18 protein-coding genes and 1 pseudogene are annotated in these 23,876 nt (G+C 63.0%); 12 read left to right on the top strand and 7 right to left on the bottom strand.

Translation table 11 applies throughout. The annotated features are described in order from the left end of the window. From EOD15_RS06970 to EOD15_RS06960, 3 genes are all read left to right on the top strand, one after another. On the top strand, window positions 1-2,327 hold a 2,327-nt coding region (locus EOD15_RS06970; RefSeq protein ID WP_127408382.1), incomplete at its 5' end, for a transglutaminase family protein. A 6-nt stretch (window positions 2,328-2,333) separates the two neighbouring features. Then, window positions 2,334-4,745 (top strand): circularly permuted type 2 ATP-grasp protein, encoded by a 2,412-nt coding sequence (locus EOD15_RS06965; RefSeq protein WP_127408381.1) that lies wholly within the window; start codon window positions 2,334-2,336, stop codon window positions 4,743-4,745. Between the two features lie 67 nt (window positions 4,746-4,812). After that, window positions 4,813-5,697, top strand: a complete 885-nt coding sequence (locus EOD15_RS06960; protein ID WP_127322218.1) for a transglutaminase family protein — start codon at window positions 4,813-4,815, stop codon at window positions 5,695-5,697. Window positions 5,698-5,755: 58 nt separating this feature from the next. On the opposite strand, the gene EOD15_RS36590 is transcribed toward EOD15_RS06960, so the two are convergent. After that, window positions 5,756-5,932 (bottom strand): hypothetical protein, encoded by a 177-nt coding sequence (locus tag EOD15_RS36590; RefSeq protein ID WP_245463595.1) that lies wholly within the window; start codon window positions 5,930-5,932, stop codon window positions 5,756-5,758. Between EOD15_RS36590 and EOD15_RS06955 the strand changes: the two genes are divergently transcribed. From EOD15_RS06955 to EOD15_RS06935, 5 genes are all read left to right on the top strand, one after another. Next, window positions 5,850-6,776 (top strand): glycosyltransferase family A protein, encoded by a 927-nt coding sequence (locus tag EOD15_RS06955; protein WP_245463594.1) that lies wholly within the window; start codon window positions 5,850-5,852, stop codon window positions 6,774-6,776. The genes EOD15_RS36590 and EOD15_RS06955 overlap by 83 nt on opposite strands. A gap of 99 nt (window positions 6,777-6,875) precedes the next feature. Continuing rightward, complete coding sequence (locus EOD15_RS06950) at window positions 6,876-7,982, top strand: DNA topoisomerase IB (protein ID WP_127322220.1); 1,107 nt, start codon at window positions 6,876-6,878, stop codon at window positions 7,980-7,982. 108 nt (window positions 7,983-8,090) lie between these two features. Beyond that, window positions 8,091-8,465: a YciI family protein gene (locus EOD15_RS06945; RefSeq protein ID WP_127270092.1), complete on the top strand. Its 375-nt coding sequence runs from the start codon at window positions 8,091-8,093 to the stop codon at window positions 8,463-8,465. Next, complete coding sequence (locus tag EOD15_RS06940; protein ID WP_127408380.1) at window positions 8,462-9,736, top strand: RNA polymerase sigma factor; 1,275 nt, start codon at window positions 8,462-8,464, stop codon at window positions 9,734-9,736. Before EOD15_RS06945 ends, EOD15_RS06940 begins: the two co-directional genes overlap by 4 nt. Window positions 9,737-9,972: 236 nt before the next feature. Further along, window positions 9,973-11,487, top strand: a complete 1,515-nt coding sequence (locus EOD15_RS06935; RefSeq protein WP_127408379.1) for an aldehyde dehydrogenase family protein — start codon at window positions 9,973-9,975, stop codon at window positions 11,485-11,487. 46 nt (window positions 11,488-11,533) lie between these two features. On the opposite strand, the pseudogene EOD15_RS06930 reads toward EOD15_RS06935, so the two are convergent. From EOD15_RS06930 to EOD15_RS06910, 5 genes and pseudogenes are all read right to left on the bottom strand, one after another. Then, window positions 11,534-12,398: pseudogene (locus EOD15_RS06930) on the bottom strand (hypothetical protein). Window positions 12,399-12,552: 154 nt separating this feature from the next. Then, complete coding sequence (locus EOD15_RS06925) at window positions 12,553-13,416, bottom strand: hypothetical protein (protein WP_164762178.1); 864 nt, start codon at window positions 13,414-13,416, stop codon at window positions 12,553-12,555. Window positions 13,417-13,799: 383 nt separating this feature from the next. Beyond that, window positions 13,800-14,126 carry a hypothetical protein gene (locus EOD15_RS06920; protein WP_127320289.1) on the bottom strand — a complete coding sequence of 109 codons (327 nt, stop codon included), beginning with the start codon at window positions 14,124-14,126 and terminating at the stop codon, window positions 13,800-13,802. A gap of 62 nt (window positions 14,127-14,188) precedes the next feature. Next, the gene (locus tag EOD15_RS06915) at window positions 14,189-15,037 is read right to left on the bottom strand and encodes an endonuclease/exonuclease/phosphatase family protein (protein ID WP_127320291.1); all 849 of its coding nucleotides are present in this window, start codon (window positions 15,035-15,037) and stop codon (window positions 14,189-14,191) included. Between the two features lie 110 nt (window positions 15,038-15,147). After that, on the bottom strand, window positions 15,148-16,611 hold the full coding sequence (locus tag EOD15_RS06910) for a phosphatidylserine/phosphatidylglycerophosphate/cardiolipin synthase family protein (RefSeq protein WP_127320293.1): 1,464 nt from the start codon (window positions 16,609-16,611) through the stop codon (window positions 15,148-15,150). Window positions 16,612-17,225: 614 nt separating this feature from the next. On the opposite strand from EOD15_RS06910, the gene EOD15_RS06905 reads away from it, so the two are divergent. Genes EOD15_RS06905 through EOD15_RS06890 form a run of 4 tightly spaced genes read left to right on the top strand, consistent with a single transcriptional unit; the run spans window position 17,226 to window position 22,809 of the window. Next, the gene (locus EOD15_RS06905; protein ID WP_127320295.1) at window positions 17,226-18,674 is read left to right on the top strand and encodes a TolC family protein; all 1,449 of its coding nucleotides are present in this window, start codon (window positions 17,226-17,228) and stop codon (window positions 18,672-18,674) included. A gap of 39 nt (window positions 18,675-18,713) precedes the next feature. Further along, entirely contained in the window at window positions 18,714-20,846 is a 2,133-nt protein-coding gene (locus EOD15_RS06900) for a type I secretion system permease/ATPase (protein ID WP_127271964.1), read from the top strand. Between the two features lie 42 nt (window positions 20,847-20,888). Beyond that, the gene (locus tag EOD15_RS06895; protein ID WP_127320297.1) at window positions 20,889-22,178 is read left to right on the top strand and encodes an HlyD family type I secretion periplasmic adaptor subunit; all 1,290 of its coding nucleotides are present in this window, start codon (window positions 20,889-20,891) and stop codon (window positions 22,176-22,178) included. Then, window positions 22,168-22,809 (top strand): ribbon-helix-helix domain-containing protein, encoded by a 642-nt coding sequence (locus EOD15_RS06890; protein ID WP_127320299.1) that lies wholly within the window; start codon window positions 22,168-22,170, stop codon window positions 22,807-22,809. Before EOD15_RS06895 ends, EOD15_RS06890 begins: the two co-directional genes overlap by 11 nt. Before the next feature lie 59 nt (window positions 22,810-22,868). On the opposite strand, the gene EOD15_RS06885 is transcribed toward EOD15_RS06890, so the two are convergent. After that, a complete protein-coding gene (locus tag EOD15_RS06885; protein WP_127320301.1) occupies window positions 22,869-23,798 on the bottom strand; it encodes a transglutaminase-like cysteine peptidase in 930 nt (309 codons plus the stop codon). Between the last annotated feature and the right edge of the window lie 78 nt (window positions 23,799-23,876).

Raw genomic sequence — 23,876 nt, 5'->3', positions numbered from 1 at the left:
AGTGGAATACCGCCGCCGTCGGTCCCACCAAGCGCGAAAAGGCGGACGAACTGATCCGTAAACTGCGCGAGCGCTTCGCGCCCGGCGGCTTTCTCCACTACGGGCAGGGCAAATGGTATCCGGGCGAAAGCCTGCCGCGCTGGACCTTTTCGCTCTACTGGCGTGCCGACGGCCAGCCGGTATGGAGCGATCCGTCCCTGATCGCACTCGAAAAGAGCGAGGCCGATATAGGCCCGAAGCAGGCCGAAAGCCTGCTCACCGCGATTGCCGGCGAACTCGGCATCGACAAGGCCATGGTCAGCGAAGCCTATGAGGATCCGGCCGAATGGCTGCTCAAGGAAGGCAAGCTGCCCGACAATGTCGATCCGTCCAACTCCAGGCTGGAGGACCCGGAAGAACGCAGCCGCATGGCGAAAGTGTTCGAACGCGGGCTGACCAAGCCGTCCGGCTATGTGCTGCCGGTGCAGCGCTGGAATAGCCAGGCATCGGATCCGCGCTGGCGCTCGGAAAAATGGAAGACGCGGCGCGGCCGGCTGTTCCTGGTACCCGGCGATTCACCCGTCGGCTACCGCCTGCCACTCGGCACGTTGCCCTATGTGCCGCCGGAGCAATTCCCCTACATCGTGCCGGTCGATCCGTCGCTGCCACGCGGACCGCTGCCCGCGCGTGAAGCCATCCTGCCCTCGGCGGCTCCGGCTGAACTGGAAGGTGCCGACGAGATGGCGCGCCGCCAGCAAGCGGCATCGTTCACCGCTGCGACCGGCCAGCAGGACCGGGTCGAGCAGGAGATCACCGAGATCGGCGGCGCGGTGCGCACCGCGCTTTCGGTCGAGCCGCGCGATGGGCGGCTTTGCGTATTCATGCCGCCGGTCGAGGCGCTGGAAGACTATCTCGAACTGGTCGCTGCGGCCGAGAACGCGGCGAAGGCGATCGGCCTTCCCGTGCATATCGAGGGCTACGGCCCGCCTCACGATCCGCGCCTCAACGTCATCCGCGTCGCGCCTGATCCCGGCGTCATCGAAGTCAACATCCATCCTGCTTCCAACTGGCAGGATTGCGTGGCGACGACGACGGCGATCTATGAGGAAGCGCGGCAGACACGGCTTGGCGCCGACAAGTTCATGATTGACGGCCGCCACACCGGCACCGGCGGCGGCAACCATGTCGTGGTCGGTGGTGCGACACCCAATGACAGCCCGTTCCTGCGAAGGCCGGACCTGCTGAAGAGCCTGGTGCTGCAATGGCAGCGCCATCCGTCGCTGTCCTATCTGTTCTCCGGCCTGTTCATCGGGCCGACCAGCCAGGCGCCACGCTTCGACGAGGCGCGTCACGACTCGCTCTACGAGCTTGAGATCGCGATGGCGCAGGTACCGCATCCGGACCGGGGCAACGCACCCTTGCCATGGCTGGTCGACCGGCTGTTCCGCAATTTGTTGACCGACGTCACCGGCAATACGCATCGTTCGGAAATCTGCATCGACAAACTGTTTTCGCCGGACGGACCGACCGGTCGGCTGGGACTGGTTGAATTCCGCGGTTTTGAGATGCCGCCCAATGCGCGCATGAGCCTCGCGCAGCAACTGCTTGTCAGGGCGATCATTGCCCGTGCCTGGAAGAGCCCGCTCGATGGCCGCTTCGTGCGCTGGGGCACGTCGCTGCATGATCGCTTCATGCTGCCGCATTATGTCTGGGCCGATTTCCTCGACGTGCTCGACGACCTCAAGCTCAACGGCTTCGAATTCAGGCCCGAATGGTTCGACGCCCAGCTCGAATTCCGCTTCCCGTTCTGCGGTCAGGTTCAGCATGCCGGCATCAAGCTGGAACTGCGGCAGGCGCTCGAACCCTGGCATGTCATGGGCGAGCAAGGCGCGATCGGCGGCACCGTGCGTTTCGTCGATTCCTCGGTCGAACGGCTGCAGGTCAAGACCGAAGGGTTGAATCCGGAGCGCCACGCGATCGTCTGCAACGGCCGCATCGTGCCGATGAAGGTCACTGACAATCGCGAAGTGGCGGTGGCGGGTGTCCGCTTTAAGGCCTGGCAGCCGGCATCGGGCCTGCATCCGGCGCTGCCGGTCAACACGCCGCTGGTCTTCGACATCTATGACCGCTGGTCGGGACGTGCGGTCGGCGGCTGCGTCTACCACGTCGCCCATCCCGGCGGGCGCAATTACGACACCTTTCCGGTCAATGGCAACGAGGCGGAAGCTCGGCGGCTCGCCCGCTTCGAACCGCGCGGCCATACGCCATCCGCCTATGTGATCCGTGAAGAACAACCGGCGGAAGATTTCCCGATGACCCTTGACCTTCGGCGGCCGGCAAGACTCTGATCAGCGATGGCAAAGGGGAATCACAAGAGGGGACGCGGCAAGCCGCAGACCCACAGCCTGCTGGAGCACTACCAGCCGATCGACGGCGTCGTCGACGAGATGGTCGATGCGTCAGGCAATCCTCGCCCGGCCTGGAAGCATTTTGTCGAGGCGCTCGAGGAACTTGGCGCTGAAAAGCTCGGCCAGCGCTTTGCCCGCGCCGACCAGTATCTGCGCGATGCCGGCGTTTATTACCGCGTCTATGACAAGGCCGGTGCCAATGAGCGCGAATGGCCGCTGGCGCATGTCCCGGTTCTCATCGAGGAGAGCGAGTGGGCCGCGATCAGCGCCGGCCTCGTGCAGCGCGCCGACCTGTTCGAGGAAACCATCGCCGATATCTACGGGCCGAACCGGCTGGTCGAGAAAGGCATCCTGCCGGCGGGATTGATCGCCGCCAGCCCCGAATATTTGCGGCCTGTCGTCGGCACCAGGCCGGCCGGCGGCCACTTCCTGCATTTCTGCGCCTTCGAGCTCGGCCGTGGGCCTGACGGCCAGTGGTGGGTGCTGGGCGATCGCACGCAGGCGCCGTCCGGCGCCGGTTTCGCACTGGAAAACCGCGTCGCCACCACACGCGCGCTGTCCGACATCTATGGCGAGATGCATGTGCACCGCCTTGCCGGCTTTTTCCGCCGTTTTCGCGATGCGTTGATCGGCATGGCCAAGGAGACCGACGGCCGCGTCGCCATCCTGACGCCGGGGCCGCTCAACGAAACCTATTATGAACACGCCTACATCGCCCGTTACCTCGGCATCATGCTGCTCGAAGGCGAGGATTTGACCGTCTCCGGCAGCCGGCTGATGGTGCGCACGGTTTCCGGCCTGATGCCGATCAGCGTGTTGTGGCGGCGGCTCGACGCCGCCTTCGCCGATCCGCTCGAACTGCGCGCGGATTCGCAGATCGGCACGCCGGGCCTGGTCGAGGCGATCCGCCAGGGCGCGGTTGCTACCGTCAACGCGCTGGGCTCCGGCCTGATGGAGACGCGCGCGCTGCTTGCCTTCCTGCCCAAGATTTCACGGGCCTTGCGGGGCGAGGAATTGCTGCTGCCAAGTGTCGCGACATGGTGGTGCGGGCAAGCAACCGAACGCGCGCATGTGCTGGCCAACATCGATCGCATGGTGATCGGGCCGGCGCTGTCGACGAGGCTTGCCTTCGAGGACGACGATTCAACGAAGCTAGGCTCGGCTCTGTCGGCCGGGGAGCGGGCGGAACTGGTGGCGCGCATTGAACGTGATGGCGGCGATTTCGTCGGCCAGGAAGCGGTGACGCTTTCGACGACGCCCGTCTATGTCGGCGGCTGGCTGGAGCCGCGGCCAGCGAGCCTGCGCGTCTACCTGGCGCGAACGCCGGAGGGCTGGACGGTGATGCCGGGCGGTTTTGCCCGTATCGGCCTGTCGCTCGACCCGACGGCGATCGCCATGCAGCGTGGCGGCCAGGCGGCGGATGTCTGGGTTGTCAGCGACAAACCGGTGGAGCGCGAGACGCTGCTGCCGCAAGAAGGCGACAGTTTCAGCCGCACCAGGCCCGGCAGCCTGCCCAGTCGCGCGGCGGAGAACCTGACCTGGCTCGGCCGCTATATCGAGCGCTCGGAAGACACGGTGCGTATCCTGCGCGCCTACCATGTGCGGCTGGCCGAAACCTCCGACCCGGATATGCCGCTGCTCGCCGACATCAGGGATTATCTCGAACCTTTCGGCATCGATGTGGAGACGGCGATCCCGTCAGGGCTGATTGGCACGCTGGATAGTGCGGTCTACAGCGCCGGGCAGATCCGCGACCGCTTCTCGCCCGATGGCTGGCTGGCGCTGAAGGACCTGTCGAAAACCATCCATCAGTTCGCAACGACGGTCGCGCCCGGCGACGACGCGACCCGGGCGATGACAGTCATCCTGCGTAAGCTCGCCGGCTTTTCCGGCCTGCTGCACGAGAACATGTACCGCTTCGCCGGTTGGCGCTTCCTCGAGATCGGCCGCCGGCTGGAGCGCGGTATCCAGATCTCCCGCACGCTGGCGCGGCTGACCAGCGCCAAGGCGCCGGACGGCGCGCTGGACATGATGCTGGAGATCGGCGACAGCGTGATGACCCATCGCCGCCAATATCCGGTGCAGGCCGGTCGGCGCACGGTGATCGACCTGCTGGCGCTCGATCCGCTTAACCCGCGCTCCATCCTGTTCCAACTCGAAAGGTTGAAGGCCGAAATCGGCCTGTTGCCGTCGCTCGGCGGGGAGGGGCAAATGTCGCCGGCGGCGAAGGAAATCCTGCAGCTCAACACCCAGATCGCCATCAAGGAGCCTTCGGATATGACGGCAAAGGCGCTGGACGACCTCGCCTATGAAATCGGCGGCCTCTACAACAGCCTCGCCAAAGCCTATTTCGGCTAAGCAGGTTCCGCAAAAGTGTCGCACGGGTTTTGCGACAAGAACCTGCGCAAAGGCAGAAAAATAGAACATGCTCTACGACATCAGGCTTCATCTGCATTACGATTACGCTGCGGCGGCCGGCGGCGGTCGTCATCAGGTGCGCGTACTGCCGTCGACGATATCAGGCGTGCAGCGTGTCATCGCCGCATCCCTGTCCTTTGCGCCGGCACCCAACGAGCGTTCTGACTTTTCCGATTTCTTCGGCAACAACGTGACCTCGATCGCCTTTCGCGACGCGCATGACGCGCTCGACATCAGGATGAGCGCCCGCGTGTCGGTGTCTCGGCCCGAGCCCGGGCTCGACGTGTCGCCCGATATCGCCCGGCTGAGGCAAGAGCTCGCCGCGATGCGGTCTCTGGCACCTGATGCACCGCACCACTTCCTGACGGCCAGCACCCATGCCGGCATCGACGATGCGATCACCGCTTACGCACGCGACAGCATCGCCGGCTCTGCCGCCGGCACGGCCGTGAGCCTGTGCAATCGCATCCATCGCGATTTCACCTATGACGGCGAAGCGACAACGGTGCGGACCCGGGCCAGTGATGCCTTCAAGTTGAAGCGCGGCGTCTGCCAGGACTTTTCACACATCATGATCGCCGGCCTGCGCGGGCTCGGTATTCCGGCCGGCTATGTCAGCGGCTTCTTGCGCACCATCCCGCCGAAGGGCAAGCCCCGGCTGGATGGCGCCGATGCCATGCATGCCTGGGTCAAGGTCTGGTGCGGGCGCGATGCGGGCTGGCAGGAATTCGATCCGACCAACGGCATGCGGGCCAGCAACGACCATATCACCGTCGGCCACGGCCGCGACTATTCGGACGTGGCGCCGATCGTCGGCGTGCTCAAGACCACGGGGGGACAGGTTGGCGAGCAAGCTGTCGACGTCATTCCGGTCGTGCTCGAAAGAGCCTGAAGCAGGTCGTACACGCAGCGGTATTTGCGCCGCAATTCGGGATGGACAAGACTGCTTCTCAAATACCGATGCGGCCGCTAGTCTGTATTCGTTTCGGGGTGACGGTAGTTGTATCCTCAAGCGCATGGCGCGAGGTTTTGTAATTGAGAGCAATCAGCGTCGTCATTCCTGCCTGTAACGCGGCGGCGACCATTGCTGCAACGCTGGCGTCGCTACGCAGCGAGGCCGAGATCATAGGCGAGATCTTGCTGGTCGACGATGCGTCGACCGATAGTACGGCAACCATCGCGCGGGAGGCCGCGGCACAACTGTCGTTGCCGCTGCGTGTGCTGCCGGCCAATTGCCACGATGCCGGCGGTGCCCGCAACGTGGCGTTGACCGAAGCGGTCCATCCCTGGGTCTACCTGATCGACGCCGACGACCTACATCTGCGGGGCGGATTGCGCGCACTGCTCCGCAAGGCCCGGGAGCAGCCGGAGGCCGACATGATCGTGGGTGCATACCGGCGACGGGTGAACGGCCAGGATCGGCAGATCAAGGTGCCGAACGGCTACCGGGCCGCGTGCCTGGCAAATGCTTCGGCCTATGTGAAAGGCGACATACGGTCGGTCGCCGTGGGCAGCGTCCTGGCATCTCGAACCCTGATCGGCGAGACGAGGTTCCCGGTCGGATTGGCCTATGATGAGGACACGCTGTTCTGGGCGCGGCTGATGAGCAAAGCATCGCTCGCCATGGTTTCGCAACCCGTCATGGTCTATGAGGTTTCGCCGATGCGTTCCGATGACCGCTTTGCCCTCAACCCGGTACGGCGCTTCCTGGATTGGCGCCGACAATTGCGCACGCTTACCGACTGCAACATCCCGATGTCGGCGCTCAAGGCCAGGGAAGGGCTTGTCGCCCTCAAGATCGCCCGGGTCCACTATGCGCGCGGCGATCTGGACACCGCGGCACGCTTCCTGTGGCCGCGGCCGCGGCCGAAGCGGCGCTCAGAAGCTTGGCGCTGCCTGCGCTACAGGTTCAAGCTCGCGGCGCGGCGGCGTTTGTCGGCGCCGCCGATCCAGCTGCAGGGCGCTCTGTAGGCGCCAGCCAACACGATATCGGCGCGAGGCGCTTTTCGGACGGCGCGTGGAACCAGCGGTCGGCCAGTGGCTTATCTACGGAATTCGCGTGGAGCCGACATGTTGCAAAAATCCGGATTGTCGCCCAGCCGACCGGCTGGCGAGGACGCTGTATCGCCAGATGGTGCGCCCAAAAACGGGGCACAAAGCTCGGCCGACCATGCGTCGCTTAGCTATGTCAGCGATGCCGAGCCCGGTATCCGGCGGCTAAAGACGGGCAAGGGGTTTTCCTACAAGGGTCCGGACGGACGGACAGTTTCAGACGCCACCAAAGCGCGCATCGAGGCGATCGTCATTCCGCCGGCCTGGACGGATGTGTGGATTTCGCCGGACGCGGACGGCCATATACAGGCAACCGGCAGGGACCAGCGCGGACGCAAGCAATATCGCTATCATCCGCAATGGGCCGAAGAGCGCGATGGTGCCAAATATTCGAGCCTGGTTGCTTTCGCCGAGAGCCTGCCGGACCTGCGGCACAGGATCGACAGCGATCTGCGCCGTCGTGGTCTGCCGTTCGAGCGTGTCGTCGCCGCGGTCGTCTGGCTGCTCGACAACACGATGATCCGCGTCGGCAATGCCGCCTACGCCCGCGACAACAAGAGTTTCGGGCTGACCACGTTGCGCGACCGGCATGTGGATATTGTCGGTTCAAGCCTGCGCTTTGCCTTCAAGGGCAAGTCGGGCAAGGAGTGGAAGCTGAAGCTGGTCGACCGCCGCATCGCCAGGATTGTGCGCGGCGCGCAGGACCTGCCAGGCCAGAAGCTGTTCCAGTATCTCGATGAGGACGGCAACAGGCGGCCGGTCCGCTCCGAGGACGTCAACCGCTATATCCGTGGGGCGGTCGGTGACGCCTTCAGTTCGAAGCATTTCCGCACCTGGGGCGGCACCATTCACGCCGCGTCGCTGTTTGCCCAAACGGAACTGCCACAAAGCCAGGCGCAGCGAAACAGGGCGATGAACAGCGTCATTGACAAGGTTGCCGAGCGGCTGGGCAATACGCGTGCCGTCTGCCGCAAATGCTATATCCATCCGCGGGTCTTCGAAGCGTGGTCCGAGGGGCGGTTGCTGAATGAAATGGCGCAAGCCAACAAACGCAAACGCTCCATCGATGGTCTCGATGACGAGGAAGCTCTCGTGCTGCGATGGCTGAAACTGGGAGAAAGCTGACCGGCGCGGCTGGCCGTGGCCAAATCCGTCCACATCTGGATTTTTTTATCGACGTCGTGTCGGGATCGGTCTTACTGTTTCGTCCTTTGACAGAGAAAAGGACCCGCCATGCTCTACGCAATCCTCTGCTATGCCTCCGAAGATGTCGTCTGCTCCTGGAGCAAGGCACAGGACGACGAGGTCATGGCCAATCTCCTCGACGTTCAGGACAAGTACGCCAAGGCTGGTCGGCTCGGCCCGGTGGCACGGCTTCTGCCGACGACCGCCGCGACGACCCTGAGAAAGGTCAAGGGCGAATCGGTCGTCATCGACGGGCCGTTCGCCGAGACCAAGGAACAGTTCCTCGGCTTCTACACGCTCGAATGCGCCGATCTCGACGAGGCGGTGGAGTTCGCCCGCGAGCTTTCCGAAGTCAACCCGAGCGGCGGCTCCTATGAGATCCGGCCGGTCTCGATCTTCAATCCCGCCAAGGTTTCCGCATGACCGAGATGGCCTGGATAAGCTCCGCGATCAGCGCCGCCCGCCCGCAGGCGATGGGTGCGCTGCTGCGTTATTTCCGCGATCTCGATACGGCGGAGGAAGCTTTCCAGGACGCGTGCCTCAGGGCGCTGAAGAACTGGCCGCAGAACGGGCCGCCGCGCGACCCGGCGGCGTGGCTGATCTTCGTCGGCCGCAACAGCGGCATCGATGCGGTGCGCAAGCGCGCCAAGCAGGCGCCGATGCCGGAGGAAGACCAGGTTTCGGATCTGGAGGACGCCGAGAGCGATATCGCAGAGCGGCTGGACGGGGCGCACTACCGCGACGACATATTGCGGCTGCTGTTCATCTGCTGCCATCCTGATCTGCCGGCAACGCAGCAGATCGCGGTGGCGCTGCGCATCGTCTCCGGTCTTACGGTCAAGCAGATCGCGCGCGCCTTCCTGGTTGGCGAAAGCGCCATGGAGCAGCGCATCACTCGCGCCAAGGCGCGCATTGCGGACGCCGGCGTGCCGTTCGAGACGCCGGGCGCGGTCGAGCGGTCGGAACGCCTCGCCGCCGTCGCCGCCATGGTCTACTTGGTCTTCAACGAGGGCTATTCGACCAACAGCGGCGAGGCGCCGGCCCGCGCACCGCTGTGCGAGGAGGCGATCCGGCTGGCACGGCTCCTGCTGCGGTTGTTCCAGACCGAGCCGGAGATCATGGGGCTGACGGCGCTGTTGCTTCTGCAGCATGCGCGCGCACCGGCCCGTTTCGACGAGAGCGGCGAGATCGTGCTGCTCGAAGACCAGGATCGCAGCCTGTGGAGCCGCAAGATGATCGATGAGGGGCTGGCGCTGGTCGACAAGGCGCTACGCCATCGCAAGCCCGGCCCCTACCAGGTGCAAGCGGCGATTGCCGCATTGCACGCGCGGGCCGAAAGGGCCGAGGATACCGACTGGAACGAGATCGACCTGCTCTATCGCTTGCTGGAGCAGATGCAGCCGTCGCCGGTGGTCACGCTCAACCGGGCTGTCGCGGTCTCGAAGGTGCGTGGACCGGCGGAGGCGCTGGCCATGATCGAGCCGCTGGAAGAACGGCTTTCCGGCTATTTCCATTTTTTCGGCCTCAAGGGGGGCCTCTTGATGCAACTCGACCGGGGGGACGAGGCGCGCGTCGCCTTCGACCGCGCCATAGCGCTTGCTAACACGGCGGCGGAAGCAGCTCATATCCGCATGCATATCGACCGGCTGATCAGGGACGGTGCGGTACGCCCACCGGCCAAGAAGGCAAACTGAGCGCCATCTGCCCCATCTGGCTCAATCGTGCAGTTTGGGCTTAGACCATGCCGGGGTGGTGATTTTCCCTTGAAACGAGTAATGCCACGCGATGGTCGTGCCTGAGGTGCCTTTGTGCACGCGGGCAGCATGGCGCCAGGCTTTGACCGGCATGCCTTTTGTGCATGTCGTTGTTCCAAAACCGGGGCACTTTTGGCGACATGCATTATGAGCGACGAGATCTGAAAGGGACAAGAATGACGATAGGCAAGGAAACGACCGAACTGCTGGCAAAACTGGGTGTGGCCGAGGAGACGCTTGTCGGCGGCGACCTGATCGTGCGCAGCCCGGTGACGGGCGAGCAGATCGCGGCGCTGAAGACAATCTCACCGGCTGACGCGGCCAAGGTGATCGATGCCGCGCACAAGGCCTTCCAGGCCTGGCGCATGGTGCCCGGCCCGCGGCGTGGCGAACTGGTGCGGCTGCTGGGCGAGGAACTGCGTACGCACAAGGCCGAGCTTGGCCGGCTGGTCTCGATCGAGGTCGGCAAGATCCCGTCCGAGGGCCTCGGCGAAGTGCAGGAGATGATCGACATCTGCGATTTCGCCGTAGGCCTCTCCCGGCAATTGTACGGCCTGACCATCGCCACCGAGCGCCCGGGCCATCGGATGATGGAAACCTGGCATCCGCTCGGCGTCGTCGGCGTCATTTCCGCCTTCAACTTCCCGGTGGCCGTGTGGTCGTGGAATGCAGCCCTGGCACTGGTCTGCGGCGACGCAGTGGTGTGGAAGCCGTCGGAAAAGACGCCGCTGACCGCACTTGCCTGCGAGGCTATCTTCAAGCGTGCGGTCGAGCGCTTCGGCGCGGACGCACCTGATGGCCTGGCGCCGGTGCTGATCGGCGACCGCGCCGTCGGCGAGATCCTGGTCGATCACCCCAAAGTGCCGCTGGTTTCGGCAACCGGCTCGACCCGCATGGGCCGCGACGTCGGCCCGCGGCTGGCCAAGCGCTTTGCGCGCGCGGTGCTGGAACTCGGCGGCAACAATGCCGGCATCGTCTGCCCGACCGCCGATCTCGACATGGCGCTGCGCGCGATTGCGTTTGGAGCGATGGGCACAGCCGGCCAGCGCTGCACGACGTTGCGGCGCCTGTTCGTGCATGACAGCGTCTACGACGCCTTGGTTCCGCGCCTCAAGAAGGCTTACGAGAGTGTGTCTGTCGGCAATCCGCTGGAGACCTCCTCGCTGGTCGGGCCGCTGATCGACAAGGCGGCCTTCGACGCCATGCAGAAGGCGCTGAAGGAAGCCGCTGCCCATGGCGGCAAGGTGACCGGCGGCACGCGGGTCGAGAACGGCCATCCGGATGCGTACTACGTGCACCCGGCGCTGGTCGAAATGCCAAGCCAGGTGTCACCGGTGACGGAAGAGACCTTCGCGCCGATCCTCTACGTGATGAAATATTCGGACTTCGACGCGGTGCTCGACGAGCACAATGCCGTGGGGGCAGGCCTGTCCTCGTCGATCTTCACCCGAGACCTGCAGGAATCCGAGCGTTTCCTGGGTGTCGACGGATCGGATTGCGGCATTGCCAATGTCAACATCGGTACCTCGGGCGCCGAGATCGGCGGTGCCTTTGGCGGCGAAAAGGAAACCGGGGGCGGCCGCGAGAGCGGCTCCGACGCATGGAAGGCCTATATGCGGCGCGCTACAAACACGGTGAACTATTCCAAGGCGCTGCCGCTCGCCCAGGGCGTGTCATTCGATATCGACTGAAAGGCTCGCCGGCTTGGGCATCCCCGCACGGGGGATGCCGCACCGGTCAGCTGCCTGCCGGCGAGTCGAAGGCCTTGACGAACGCGACATCGATGATAGCCAGCTTGACGGCCTGGGCGGTCATGTATTCCCGGTAGAAATCGCCCGACACCCACATCACCGAATTGCCGCGCTGGCCAAGCCAGCCAACGCTGCCGAGGTCTTCGGCATCCCGCAGTTTGCGTGCCAGGTGGGTTCGCGACGCTTGAGCCATTTGGCGAAATCGCCGATCGAGACGACGCCGGTCGGTATTTCAGCGAGGCCGGCATGGTCGGGATCGACGCCCGATATCAGCCAGTCCATGACGACGCCGCCATTGTTGAGCCAGGTGAACAGCGAAAAGGTCTGCCTGGGCTCGCGCACGGGGCTGGAGGAGATCAGGCCGTCGGCCACCAGCGGCTGCACCCTGGCGAGAGCATCGGGCCGCTCCAGAAACGTCGCCAGACGGTTCGCACCGTCGAGACTGTCCAGCGTGTGCAGGTGCGCCATCATCCAGCCGGCAACCGTCTCCAGCGTGTTCACCGTTGGCTGAATGGGGCGAATGCGGCCGTCCTGTGTTGCCGGCAGGTGCTCGATGAAATTGTAATGCAGCATCTCCTTGAGGAAGGCGTCGGCGGTGTTGCGGCTGGCGACGGAATTCTCCCGGATGACGTCGATGAAACGCGCCGCCGTCAACTGCTTGCGGTAATCATCGGCCTCCCGTCTGAAATGCAGGGCGAGGCCGATATGCGCCATCAACCAGCGCTGCTGGGGGCAAATATCGAGGCAGGCCTGGGGTTCATCCCATAGGCCTGGATCATCGCCTGCGCCTGGGCACGGACACAGCGATGCAATGCCGGGTGACCGGCAATATGGTCAAAGGTCTGCGTCATTCCCCCCATGTTCCGATCCAGCCTTACGGCCACGAAGACGCAGATCACATTTTCAGCCTTCACGGCCCGTGTCCAGACGCGCCCTGTCTATAACAGGTTATGATCGCCAGGAGACAATGTTCTCGGTCCGGGCAGATGTCGATCGCGCCGACCCTCAGCGGTCTTCCGGGACTGGAAAACAGGCGGCGAATGCCGCATCGACAATGGCCAGCTTGGCGGCCTGGACGGTCATGTACTCCTGGTAGAAGGTGTTCGACACCCACATCACCGAATGGCCGCGCTGGCCGAGCCAGCCGATGCTGCCGAGTTCCTCGGCAGCGCGCAGCTTGCGGGCGAGGTGAGTCCGCGACAGCTTGAGCCACTTGGCGAAATCTCCGATCGAAACCACGCTGGTCGGAATCCGGTCCAGGCCGGCATGATCGGGGTCGATGCCCGACATCAGCCAATCCATGACGATGCCGCCATTGTTGAGCCAGATGAACAGGGAAAAGGTCTGGTTGGGCTCGCGCACCGGCTTGGAGGCAAGCAGGCCGTCCGCCACCAGAGGCTGCAGCCCGGCAACCATGTCAGGCCGCTCCAGGAACCTGGCCAGCCGGTCGGCACCATCGAGATGATCCAGCGTCTGCAGATGAGCAAGGACCCAGCCGGTGAAAGTCTGCACGGTTGCCGCCGTTGGCTGCAAGGGGTGCGTGCGCCCGTCGCCACCCGAAACATACTCGGCGACATGATAATGCAGCATCTCCTTGATGAAAGCGTCCGCCGTGTTGCGGCTGGCCACCGCGTGCTGGTGTACGAACTCGATGAAACGCGATACCGTCAGTTCCTTGCGTCGGTCGTTCGGATCGCGCCTGAAATGCATGGCAAGGCCGACATGACCCATCAGCCAACGCTGCTGCGTGGCGAAAATGGAAGCCAGCCGCGGGCTCGTTTCATAGATGTTGATCAGCGCCAACGACTGTGCCTGAACACAGCGATGCAGGGCCGGATGGCCGGCAATGTCTTCCAGATTCAGCGCCATCCTCCTCATGTTCCGAGTTAACTCCAACAGCGGAGTCGCGTCTACATTTTCCAGCCTTCGATAGCTGTGTCCAGAGGCACCAAATGCGAAGAGCAAGCCCAACCCGAACATGGCGCCGGCCACGACCGGTTCATGGGATCCGCTAACCGGTTGTCATGCCCTGGGAAGCGGGCCGGTGATCTGCGGCTTGACGGGGATGGTGGAGAGTGAGTTACCGTGCCAAGTGCAATCGCGACAAAATCAGCCAGGTAATCCAGCTGCGCGAACCGCGCCGCGCGTCAGTCTGCAGGGGCGTTTTCAACTGATCCATGGCGGCATCATCTCTCGCCCCCAATACGCGACCAAACCGGCCAGCTTTGGCCGGCCGCTTGGTACGACCGGCATCAGCCGCAGACGCGGACCTCTTCGATCACCCTGTGGTGGTGGCGCCAGTGCCTGACCAGTTCGACGTGGCAGCGGTGATGCCGGTGGTGGCGGCGATATTCGCCGTACCGGTATCCGCCATTGTCATACTGAACATCCTGGTCGCCATCATACTGATTGTCGTAATAGCGATCGCGGTGGTGACGGCGAATAACGATCCCACTATCGGCCGGCAAATATCGGTCGTCATCGTCGGACTGGATGGTCACGCTTGCCGCTTGCGTCGGCGCAGTGATCGCCGCTGTCGCGGCCAATGCCAACAGGCAAGCCAGAATCAGCTTTTTCATCTCGTCCTCCTGCGCGTTCGAGACATGTTAACTCGGGGAAGAACTGGGCGTTCCGTCTAATTTTACACGCTTTGCGACGCGGAAGACATTAAGGCGTTATCGTCTACCCGCTCCAGGCGCACGAAGGCCGTCAGCGGCAGGTGGTCGGAGGCAACGCGCGAAAGCGGCGTGTCATGCGCGTTGATGGCGGCAATCATGCCGTGCCTGTTGGCCATGATCCGGTCGAGCGCCAGCAGCGGCAGGTTCGACGGGAAGGTGGGGACCGCCGGCGGCTGCGGGCCGAACGTTGCATGCAGCGTGTTGAGAGCGGAGCGGTTGCCAAGCCGCCATTCGTTGAGGTCGCCGAGCAGCAAGGTCGGTCTTTCGTCCGGGCTGTTCATCAGGTCGAGCACGACGCGCGCCTGCTGGGAGCGCGAGCGGCGCAGCAGGCCAAGATGGGCGGCGATGATGCGCAGCGTCTGGCTTCCATCGAGGTCGATCTCCGCCACCACCGCGCCGCGCGGCTCCAGTCCCGGAAGCTTGATCTGGTGCACGTCGCGAACGACACCCTTCTTGAACAGCAAGACGTTGCCATGCCAGCCATGGCCCTTGCCTGTGGCCGAAATCGGCACCGGAACCAGGCCGGTTTCCCGTTCGAGCCGGGGCAGGTCGAGAAGCCCATTACGGTCGCCGAAGCGATTGTCGGCTTCCTGCAGCGCGATGAGATCCGGATCGATTTCGCGGATGACGCGGATGGTCCGTTCCGGGTCGAATTTCCTGTCGACGCCGATGCATTTGTGGACATTGTAGGAGGCAACCAGCGTGCCGGTGGTGGCTGTCGTCTTGAGTGCGGCGGCATTAGCTTTCTGCATCCGGCGGTCACGAAGGGACAGAAGCATGCTTGCCGGGAGGCTGCGTCCAATTCTGTGCATCTCTGTGCTGCTCGTCCTCGCTGGCATCAATTCAGAAGCCGGATACAGTGAAAATAGGCAATTTCCGCGTATGTTCCATGACAGACGAGTTCCTCAAGCGCACCTCCGCCTTAGAGATAGGGTGAACCGAGCCACAATACCCGGTCGAATAGCCTGATAAGAAACGGCCGGGCTCGCAAAGCTTCCAGCGTCACCGGCACGGCGGAGGCGATCGCCGACCCGATCCGCGCCTCGATCTCGCTGGCAAAGCCGGCATCGAGCACCTCCAGGTCGATCTCGAAATTCAGCCGCAGCGATCGGGCGTCTAGATTGGAAGAGCCGACATAGGCCCACACGCCGTCGATCGAAAGCAGCTTCGAATGGTCGAACGGTCCCTCGGTGCGCCAGACACGGCAATAGTGTTTGAGCACCTGATCGAACTGCGCCATCATCGCGCGGTCAACGAGGAAAAGATTGTTCACCGCCGGCACCACGATGTCGATTTCGACCCCGCGCCTGCCGGCGGTGATCAGCGCGCTGATCAGTTCCCGATCCGGCAGGAAATAGGGCGACATCACGCGTATAGACTTGCGGGCGACCGAGAATGCACCGATCAGCAGCTTGTGGTTGGTCTCGTTGCTGGCATCCGGGCCGGAAGCAACCGCCCGCACCATCATCGGTGCGCCTGGCGACGGCGACAGCGGGGCGATGCGCCAGGCGTCGCCTTTCAGCGCCTCGTTGGTGGCGAAGCGCCAGTCCTCGGCGGCGACCGAAAAGAGGTCGGCGACGATCGGACCGGTCACCCGGAAATGTGTGTCCCTGGCGCTGTTGGAGCCGGCGAATTCGGCGGAGAAGCCTTTTCGGATGTTCATGCCCCCGGTGAAGGCCGCGATGCCGTCGACCACCAGGATCTTCCGGTGGGTCCTCAGATTGGCATAGGGCAGGCGCAGGCCCATGACGATGTTGCCGTTGAAGACATCGGCGGGGATGTTGGCCTCGCGCAAATGCCCCAGGATGCTCGGCACCGAGTAGCGGGCGCCGACGGCATCGATCAGCACGCGGACGGTGACGCCGCGGTGGACGGCGCCGGCAAGCGCCTGGACGAAGAGCAGGCCGACGGCGTCATTGTCGAAAATATAGGTCTCGAGCAGGACGCTGCGCTCGGCACCATCGATGGCCGCGCACATGGCGGCATAGGTCTCGTCGCCGGTCTCCAGCACATCGATTGCATTTCCAGTAATGAGCGCGCGCCGCGCCACCCTGTCGCCCAATGTCCGCAAGCCCGTGAACCGTTGCCCGTAGCGCTCGACGATCAGGGCCTCTTCGACAGCGACGTCGCGCTCGTGCTTGGCGGACACCGCGCCATCGGCAAACGGGCGCTGGGCGGTGATCGTGGCGCGGCGAATGCGGTTGATGCCGGCGACGGCATAGATCAGCACGCCGAGGATCGGGGACAGCACCATCACGCCGACCCAGCCGGTGGCGGCACGGACATCTTCCTTTGTCATGACGGCATGGACGATGCCGACCGTCGCCATCACCACGGAGATGATCGCCAGAATTTGCGGCCAGTGAGTCGCCAGGGTCGCCAACATGCCGAGACTATCCAGCGAGCGGTTGCAGAAGGCAATGCAGCCGCTCGTGCCGTGCATTCGGTGGATGGTGGCATGCGGCCTTGGCTGAAGAGTTCGACCGGCCGCAGAGATCGATGGGTTGAAGCACCCCGATAGATCCTGTTCAGAAGGACAAACCTGACCCAGGGGAAGCATAAAGCCTGGCATCGTCCTGTTCTGCTCGGGCTCTTATGCTTTGGTACCACCTCTATTGACGCGCAGCGCCGGCCGCCGCGATGAAGTATTTTTTGGACCCGGCACCCAAGGGGCATGCCTGAAAAAGCGTTCAACCTCCGGTTGGATTATCGACAACCGCTATCCGAACCGGCCATGATTCTGGGCATATCGGCCCACTGGCCTGCGATTTTCTGTGCTTTCCCACTGAATGGGGCGTCCGGATACAACCGCAGCGAGCCGAAGTTATGTGCTATTTTTGCTACATCTCGCAGCCTTGTTGCGCAAAAAGGCTATTTAGTGCCCTCTAAATCAATAATCGCTCACACATTCCGTGAATTTGTGGATAATCCACCGACGGGCAGGCCTTGGCTTGGTTAGCGCTCTGAAAAAGGACGCTGGGGAAACGTTAGGGTGGGATTATGAATACGACAGGTATGTCGACCATAGGCAGGCGCCTTGGTCTGTTGATGGCGGCCACCATGCTGACCTGCGGGGGCGCTCATGCGCTTACGCTCAAGGAGGCGATGGCTGTTGCGGTGGAATCCAATCCCGAGATTGGGCAGGCGATCGAAAACCGCGAAGCAATCGAGTTCGAGTTGCGGCAGGCCAAGGGCCTTTACCTTCCCAGTGTCGATGTCGAAGCATCGGCTGGCGTTCGCCGGCTCGACAATTCGTCCCGGCGCGCGCTGTCTATAGAGGATGATTCGCTCTATCCGGCGGAAGCGAATCTGGTGGTCACCCAGAAATTATTCGACAGCGGAGCCCGTCGCGCGGAATTGAACCGCCAGGCGTCGCGTGTCGACGGAGCGTCGTTCCGGGTGCTGGAACGGTCCGAATTCATCGGGCTGTCCGTTGTCCAGGATTACCTTGAATACATGCTGCAGGCGTCGATCGTTGCCGAAGCCAAGAAGAATCTGGGTTTCCATCAGGCGATTCTCGGCGACATCCGGCAAGGCATCTCAGGCGGGGCGCTGAACGAGGCCGACCGCCAACAGGCCGAGGAGCGTCTGTTCGCGGCCAAGGCCCGCATGCAGGAGGCGACCGAAGAGCTGGAAGCCTCCAAGATCCGGTTCTTCAAGACCGTCGGCAAGCCGCTGGTCAATGCTTCGCGGCCGGGTGATGTCGCCGCCGCGCTTCCGCGGTCACTGGATGACGCGATCGGCCTGGCACGACAGAGCAATCCGCGCGTTCACATGGCTACCAGCGATATCGACGCCGCCGCTTCCCTGGTGGATGCGGCCCGAGCGAAATATGGCCCTGAAGTCGTTGCTGAAGGTCGCGCCAGGGCGGGCACCGACGTTGACGGTGACGACGGGGACACCAATGACCTGCAGGCGCGTCTGGTGCTGCGTTGGAACCTGTACCGCGGCGGCATAGACAAGGCCAATGAACAGGAGCAGATCCGCCGCGCCAGCGAGCAGCGGCTCGCCTATCATCAGGTCTTGCGCGAAATCGAGGAAGCCGTTCGCACCTCATGGGATCGCCGTTTCCGGCAAGCCGATCTGGCAAAGACCCTGAGGCAACAGGCGGCCGCCAATGAAAAGCTGGTCGCTTCCTATCGCGAGCAGTTCAAGGTTGGGCAGCGCTCGTTGCTCGACGTGCTCGACGCGCAGAATACGCGGTTCAACACGGCAACGCTGGCCGATACCGCGTCCTACGCATCGCTGTTTGCCCAGTACCGGCTCCTGGCCGCGACCGGACAGTTGCTGAAAACGATGAATCTCGAGCCGGCAAAGCAAGCGACAGCCTATGCTCGCACCGAGTTTGCAACACCGGAAACCGCGGACACCGAGACCTATGCGCGGACGCCATCGGAGCAGAAGAACGACCTGCCATTCGATATCCTCGCCCCGGTGAGGAAGAAATAAGACGACGCAAGGTCCAGCGAGCGTCCTGACGGGCAGATCGTGAACCAGCAACCCAATATCCTCTCCCCCAAGGAGGCGTTCAAGGCCTGCTTCTCGGCCGTTGCCGGATATCTCGGCAGGCCGAGCGCGGAGACCGTTCTGTTTGCCGGCGTGCCGCTCTCGGACACGCGAATTGCGGCCGACGACATCAGGCACCTTGCCGAACGCATCGGCCTGGAAGTCACCGAGTTCAACCACCGCGATTTTCTCAGGGGGCGTATCGACCTGCCGGCAATCGTCTTTCGCGTCAGCCAATTGCCGGTTGCCCTGCTCGCTCTGGGCGAAGACGATGCGTATATCACCGCGCCCCAGGAAGACGGCCGCACCACGATCGGCCGATCGGAACTGGCCGCCAGCTACATCAGCGGCGGCGCTTCCTTCTCGATCACCTATGCCAATGCCGCCGAAACCATGTCGGTCGGCTCGGCGGCCAGGATCGAGCGGAGACATTGGCTTACGGGGACGATGGGCGCTTTCTGGCGCACCTACTCAAAAGTCGTCCTGGCGGCGGTGTTCATCAATCTGCTGGCCATAGCCTCGCCGATCTTCACCATGAACGTCTACGACAGGATCCTGCCGAACAAGGCAATATCGACACTATGGGTGCTGGCTCTCGGCATCGGCGCGGTCATCCTGTTCGACCTGCTCTTGAAGACGGCCAGGGCCTCCCTCATCGACTATGCCGGGCGCAAGGCGGATCTCCGGATATCCTATCTGCTGTTCGAGAAAGTGCTGAACTCGTCGCTGTCGGCGCGCCCCGGCTCGACCGGTGAATACGCAAACAGGGTCACGCAATATGAATTCGTCAGGGAGTTCTTCACCTCCAACACCATAAGCGTGTTCATCGACACGGCATTCGTCTTCGTCTTCCTCCTTGTGATCTATGCAATAGGCGGATGGCTGGTGATCATACCGGCGCTGGCCTTCGTGATGTCCGTCATCGTCGGCCTGATCACCCAGCGCCGCATCGGCAAGCGCGTCGCCGCCTCGATGAACGAAGCGTCGCAGCGCCAGGCCCTGCTGGTCGAATCCATCTCGACGCTGGAGACCATCAAGTCGCTGCGCGCCGAGGCGTATCTGCTGCGAAAATGGGGAGAGCACTCCAAGAACGCCGCCAACACGTCCGAGAAGATCAAGCAGCTTTCGGCGGCGGCGGGCAACATCACCCAATCCATACAACAGCTGGTGACCGTCGCCCTGGTCGTGGCCGGCGCCTATGCCTTCTCGGAAGGGCATGTTTCGACAGGAGCAATCATAGGAACGGTGATGCTGGCGAGCAGGGCCGTGGCGCCGCTCGGCCAGATCGCCATAACGCTGTCCCGGTTTCGCCAGGCCATGCTCTCGCTGAGAATGGTGAACTCGATCATGGCTCAGCCGGAAGATCGACCCGACACGGTGGGCTTCGTCAACCGCCCCATCCGCAAGGGGGCGATGGTGTTCAGGAATGTCGGGTTTGTCTATCCAGGCTCGGAAAACGAGGTTCTGACCGGCCTGAATATCTCGGTCAAGCCGGGTGAGCGGATCGGCATCATCGGCCGCATAGGATCGGGAAAGACGACAATGGGGCGGCTGATCGGCCGGCTCTTCCTGCCGACGTCCGGTGAGCTGCTGCTGGATGGGATCGACATTCGCCAGTATCACCCGTCCGAGGTTCGCGCCGCGGTCGGCATCGTTGCGCAGGCCGGCGACCTGTTCTCGGGCACCATCAAGGAAAACCTCCTGATGGCATGCCCCGAGGCTACAGACGAACAGATCATCGAAGCGGCAAAGGCTGCCGGTGTCGACGATTTCGTTTCACGCCACCCGCGCGGCTACGACATGAATGTCGGCGAGCGCGGCACCAATCTTTCCGGCGGCCAGAGACAGACGGTGGCAATCGCACGCCTGCTGCTGACCAAACCGAAAATCGTCTTTCTGGACGAGCCGTCGGGCTCGATGGATCTTGCATCGGAACGCCAGTTGATCAAGCAGCTCAAAGTCGCCTTCGACCGCGACACCACGCTGATCGTCTCGACACATCGCTTCAGCATGCTTGAGCTGGCCGACCGCCTGATCGTTATCGAACAGGGCAGAATCGTTGCCGACGGACCGAAGGACCAAGTCATACAGGCGTTGCAGAAAACAAGCGCCTGACAAAACAAATATTGCTGCATCCAATGCGTTGGGGCGTGGGAAATGCTTGCCAGAGAAGATCGACCGCCGCTGTTTGCGTCGGCGTCCATATTCATCATCGGAGCGCTCTTCGTGGTCTTCGTCGCCTGGGCGTCCTTTGCCGAAGTCGATGAGATCGCACGCGGCGACGGCAAGGTCATACCCGCTTCCAAGACCCAGATCATTCAGGCGAGTGAAGCCGGTGTCGTTCAGGAAATCGCCGTGACGATTGGCCAGGTGGTCAAGAAGAACGATCTCATCATCCGCCTGGACAACACGCTCAACACGTCCAGTCTCGGCGAGCAGCAGGCCAAGGCGCGCGCGCTGGAAGTGCGCATAGCAAGGCTGAAATACGAACAGGCCGGCAATCTCTCGGGCCCATTTCCGTGCCCGCAGGACATCCAGTCGGTCGCTCCGCAAATCTGCGACAATGAGCAGAAGCTGCTCATCGCCCGGCGAGGGAACTTCGACAACAAGCTGTCCGTGCTCAAGTCACGCCTTGACCAGCGCGAGAGGGAACTGGCCGAGGCGCAGGCCAATTCCGATCGTCTTACAAAGAACCTGGTCGTCAGCGACCAGGAGGCAAAACTGGTCGATGCGATGGTCAAGAAAGGCCTGATGGCAAGGACCGAGCAGCTCCGGGTGGAGCGCGAACAGACCGAGCTCAACGGCCAGCTGAACCTTGCGGGCGAAACGATAAAGAAGATCAAATCGTCGATCACGGAAGCCCAGCTTCAGGTCGAGGAACTCGGCCTGCAATTGCAGCAGGAGGCGTTGGACGACCTGACCCAGGCGCTGGCGGAGCTGTCGGTGGTGGATGAGACCATAAGGGGAGCCACCGACAAGGTCGCGCGCACTGATATCCGTTCTCCCGTGGATGGCATCGTCAACACGCTGGAGCTTAACACGGTCGGGGCCTTCGTTCAGCCTGGCGCCGTGGTGGCCGGCATCGTGCCGACCTCCGAGACGTTGCTGGTGGAGGCACGGGTCTCGCCACGGGATGTCGCATTCATCCGTCCCGACCAGGAGGCCCTTATCAAGGTCACTGCCTATGATTTCTCGATCTTCGGCGGCATCGAGGGCAAGGTCTCGAACATCACAGCCGACAGCCTGGTCGATCAGAAAACGGGGGAACCCTACTATCAGGTGCGTGTGGCGACGGACAAATCCACCCTGCAAAGAGACGGCAAGGCCTATTCGATCATCCCCGGAATGATCTGCTCGGTCGACATCAAGACCGGGCGCAAGACGATCCTGCACTACCTCCTGAAGCCGATCAACAAGGCGCGCGAGGAGGCGATGAGTGAGCGGTAGCGCCAGCCCTCATCATTCCGGTCGCGAGCGGCTGCTGCCTCCAGTCGCCGCCGAGGATTTTGGACTGGAATTTCGGGTTGTGGCGCGCGGCGGCATCCGGCGCGGCATCCGTCTGGAGCGGGCATTCTGGATGTCGCTGAAGCAGATGGCCGAAAGCAGGAAGTGCACGATCGGCATGCTCATCGACGAGATCGCCGAAAGCCAGGCACAGACAGGCAATTTGACATCCGCGATCCGGGTGGCCTGCATGCGTGGGTTGGGAGACGAAAACCTGACCCTGCGAAAGCTTGCATCGATCAACACCATCAACGCCATACTGGTCGCTTGCCCGTCTCCGGCCTTTGCCCTGGCTTCGTCGAAGAAGATCCTGTCGTTCAACGCGCCGTTCCAGCAATTGGTCAAACGTCAATTGCCGATCGCCCCAAGCGATGACGCACGGCACGACCTCAAGCTGGCGCTGGACCTCAATGTGGCCGACATATTCGCGCGGCTCGATGCCAACGGCGAATCGCCGGTGGCCACCGGTTTTGTCATCGGCGCGGGCGACCGTCGATACCGGGGACAATTGAATGCGGTGCGGGCTCCGGTGCTCGAGCCGGAGCTGCTGATGGCGTTCGTCTTCGGCGGCTAGAGCAGTTCACCGTTACACTTACCGGAGTTGCTCTGGATGCATCGCCAATGCTGGCGAACCTATGGCTGAAAGCCTTCGCCGGGTGCGACGGTTGCGAAGCCGCCCTTGATGTCGGCCATCTGGGCTCCGCCCGGCTTTGAACCGTGGATCCAGGCCCGGTTCGTGCTGAACGAATAGAGCGGAACGTAATCCGGGAGATCGCTGTCACGCACGACAGTGTTGCTGAGGCTGTCGAGAATGAAGGTGCCGCTGCCTGTGCTCACCGACAGCACTGCGTGAAAGAAGCCTCTCTTGCGATCCTGGAGGACGACAAGCGCCATGCTTTGCGTGGGAATGCCGGCCCTCAGCAGGGCTGTCATCTTGAGGATGGCAAAATCCTCGCAATCGCCGGCTCGCCGCTCGAGAATCTCCGAAGGCTTCGCCCAATAGTCGAGCTTGCCGTAGACGACGCTGTCTTTCCTGTAGGCGATCAGGCGATTTACGCTGCTGTTGACGAAGGACAGCTTCTCGCTGAATCCCTTGCCTTGTGCGGCGGTGATCATGCCGGCAAAAGCCGCGCTCTTGTGCTCGCAGGGGCTGCCTGCCGAACAGGCGGCGATTGCCCGGTAGACGGGCGCCCAGCGAGCCGCGACGGGAAAATTGCGCATGGACAAGGCAACCGATCCGAACACCCCCGGAATGATCGACGCGGTCTGCAGCGGATCTATCCCGGCGTCATCTCGCGCCGTTGACGAGCCATCCCCGCGGCCAACATCTGGGCCATAGCTGCCGGTGACCAGACCGATCCGGTAAGCGCCCGCAGGCTGCCAGGGCTGGGGCCTCGCCAGCGAAACACCGCCGAGGCTGGGTGGCGTCTGGACCTTTTCCTGAGGCCAGCCGGGTGCGGCGATATCGCTCGCGAAGGACGGCCCCGCCAGGCCGACAAGCCCGATTGCCAGCAGGAGCATCTGGAGCCGGGTTTTTCCCGGAACTGATTTTTGCTTTTTCATAACGCCCACCTTTGACTGTGGACGCTACCAATCTTGTCTCAAATTATTGGAAAGGAAGGTGGATAAATATCCAGCAAC

The organism is Mesorhizobium sp. M7A.T.Ca.US.000.02.2.1 (assembly GCF_003996995.1).
In the GTDB taxonomy this organism is placed as follows: domain Bacteria; phylum Pseudomonadota; class Alphaproteobacteria; order Rhizobiales; family Rhizobiaceae; genus Mesorhizobium.
Note: the sequence above shows the minus strand (reverse complement) of the source record. Positions and strands in the feature narration are given on the sequence as shown.

Coding starts and splice junctions, on each gene's coding strand:
- EOD15_RS06965 (WP_127408381.1), top strand. CDS start 2,334: ATGGCAAAGGGGAATCACAAGAGGGGACGCGGCAAGCCGCAGACCCAC.
- EOD15_RS06960 (WP_127322218.1), top strand. CDS start 4,813: ATGCTCTACGACATCAGGCTTCATCTGCATTACGATTACGCTGCGGCG.
- EOD15_RS36590 (WP_245463595.1), bottom strand. CDS start 5,932: ATGATCTCGGCCTCGCTGCGTAGCGACGCCAGCGTTGCAGCAATGGTC.
- EOD15_RS06950 (WP_127322220.1), top strand. CDS start 6,876: ATGTTGCAAAAATCCGGATTGTCGCCCAGCCGACCGGCTGGCGAGGAC.
- EOD15_RS06945 (WP_127270092.1), top strand. CDS start 8,091: ATGCTCTACGCAATCCTCTGCTATGCCTCCGAAGATGTCGTCTGCTCC.
- EOD15_RS06940 (WP_127408380.1), top strand. CDS start 8,462: ATGACCGAGATGGCCTGGATAAGCTCCGCGATCAGCGCCGCCCGCCCG.
- EOD15_RS06935 (WP_127408379.1), top strand. CDS start 9,973: ATGACGATAGGCAAGGAAACGACCGAACTGCTGGCAAAACTGGGTGTG.
- EOD15_RS06925 (WP_164762178.1), bottom strand. CDS start 13,416: ATGGCGCTGAATCTGGAAGACATTGCCGGCCATCCGGCCCTGCATCGC.
- EOD15_RS06920 (WP_127320289.1), bottom strand. CDS start 14,126: ATGAAAAAGCTGATTCTGGCTTGCCTGTTGGCATTGGCCGCGACAGCG.
- EOD15_RS06915 (WP_127320291.1), bottom strand. CDS start 15,037: ATGCACAGAATTGGACGCAGCCTCCCGGCAAGCATGCTTCTGTCCCTT.
- EOD15_RS06910 (WP_127320293.1), bottom strand. CDS start 16,611: ATGTTGGCGACCCTGGCGACTCACTGGCCGCAAATTCTGGCGATCATC.
- EOD15_RS06905 (WP_127320295.1), top strand. CDS start 17,226: ATGAATACGACAGGTATGTCGACCATAGGCAGGCGCCTTGGTCTGTTG.
- EOD15_RS06895 (WP_127320297.1), top strand. CDS start 20,889: ATGCTTGCCAGAGAAGATCGACCGCCGCTGTTTGCGTCGGCGTCCATA.
- EOD15_RS06885 (WP_127320301.1), bottom strand. CDS start 23,798: ATGAAAAAGCAAAAATCAGTTCCGGGAAAAACCCGGCTCCAGATGCTC.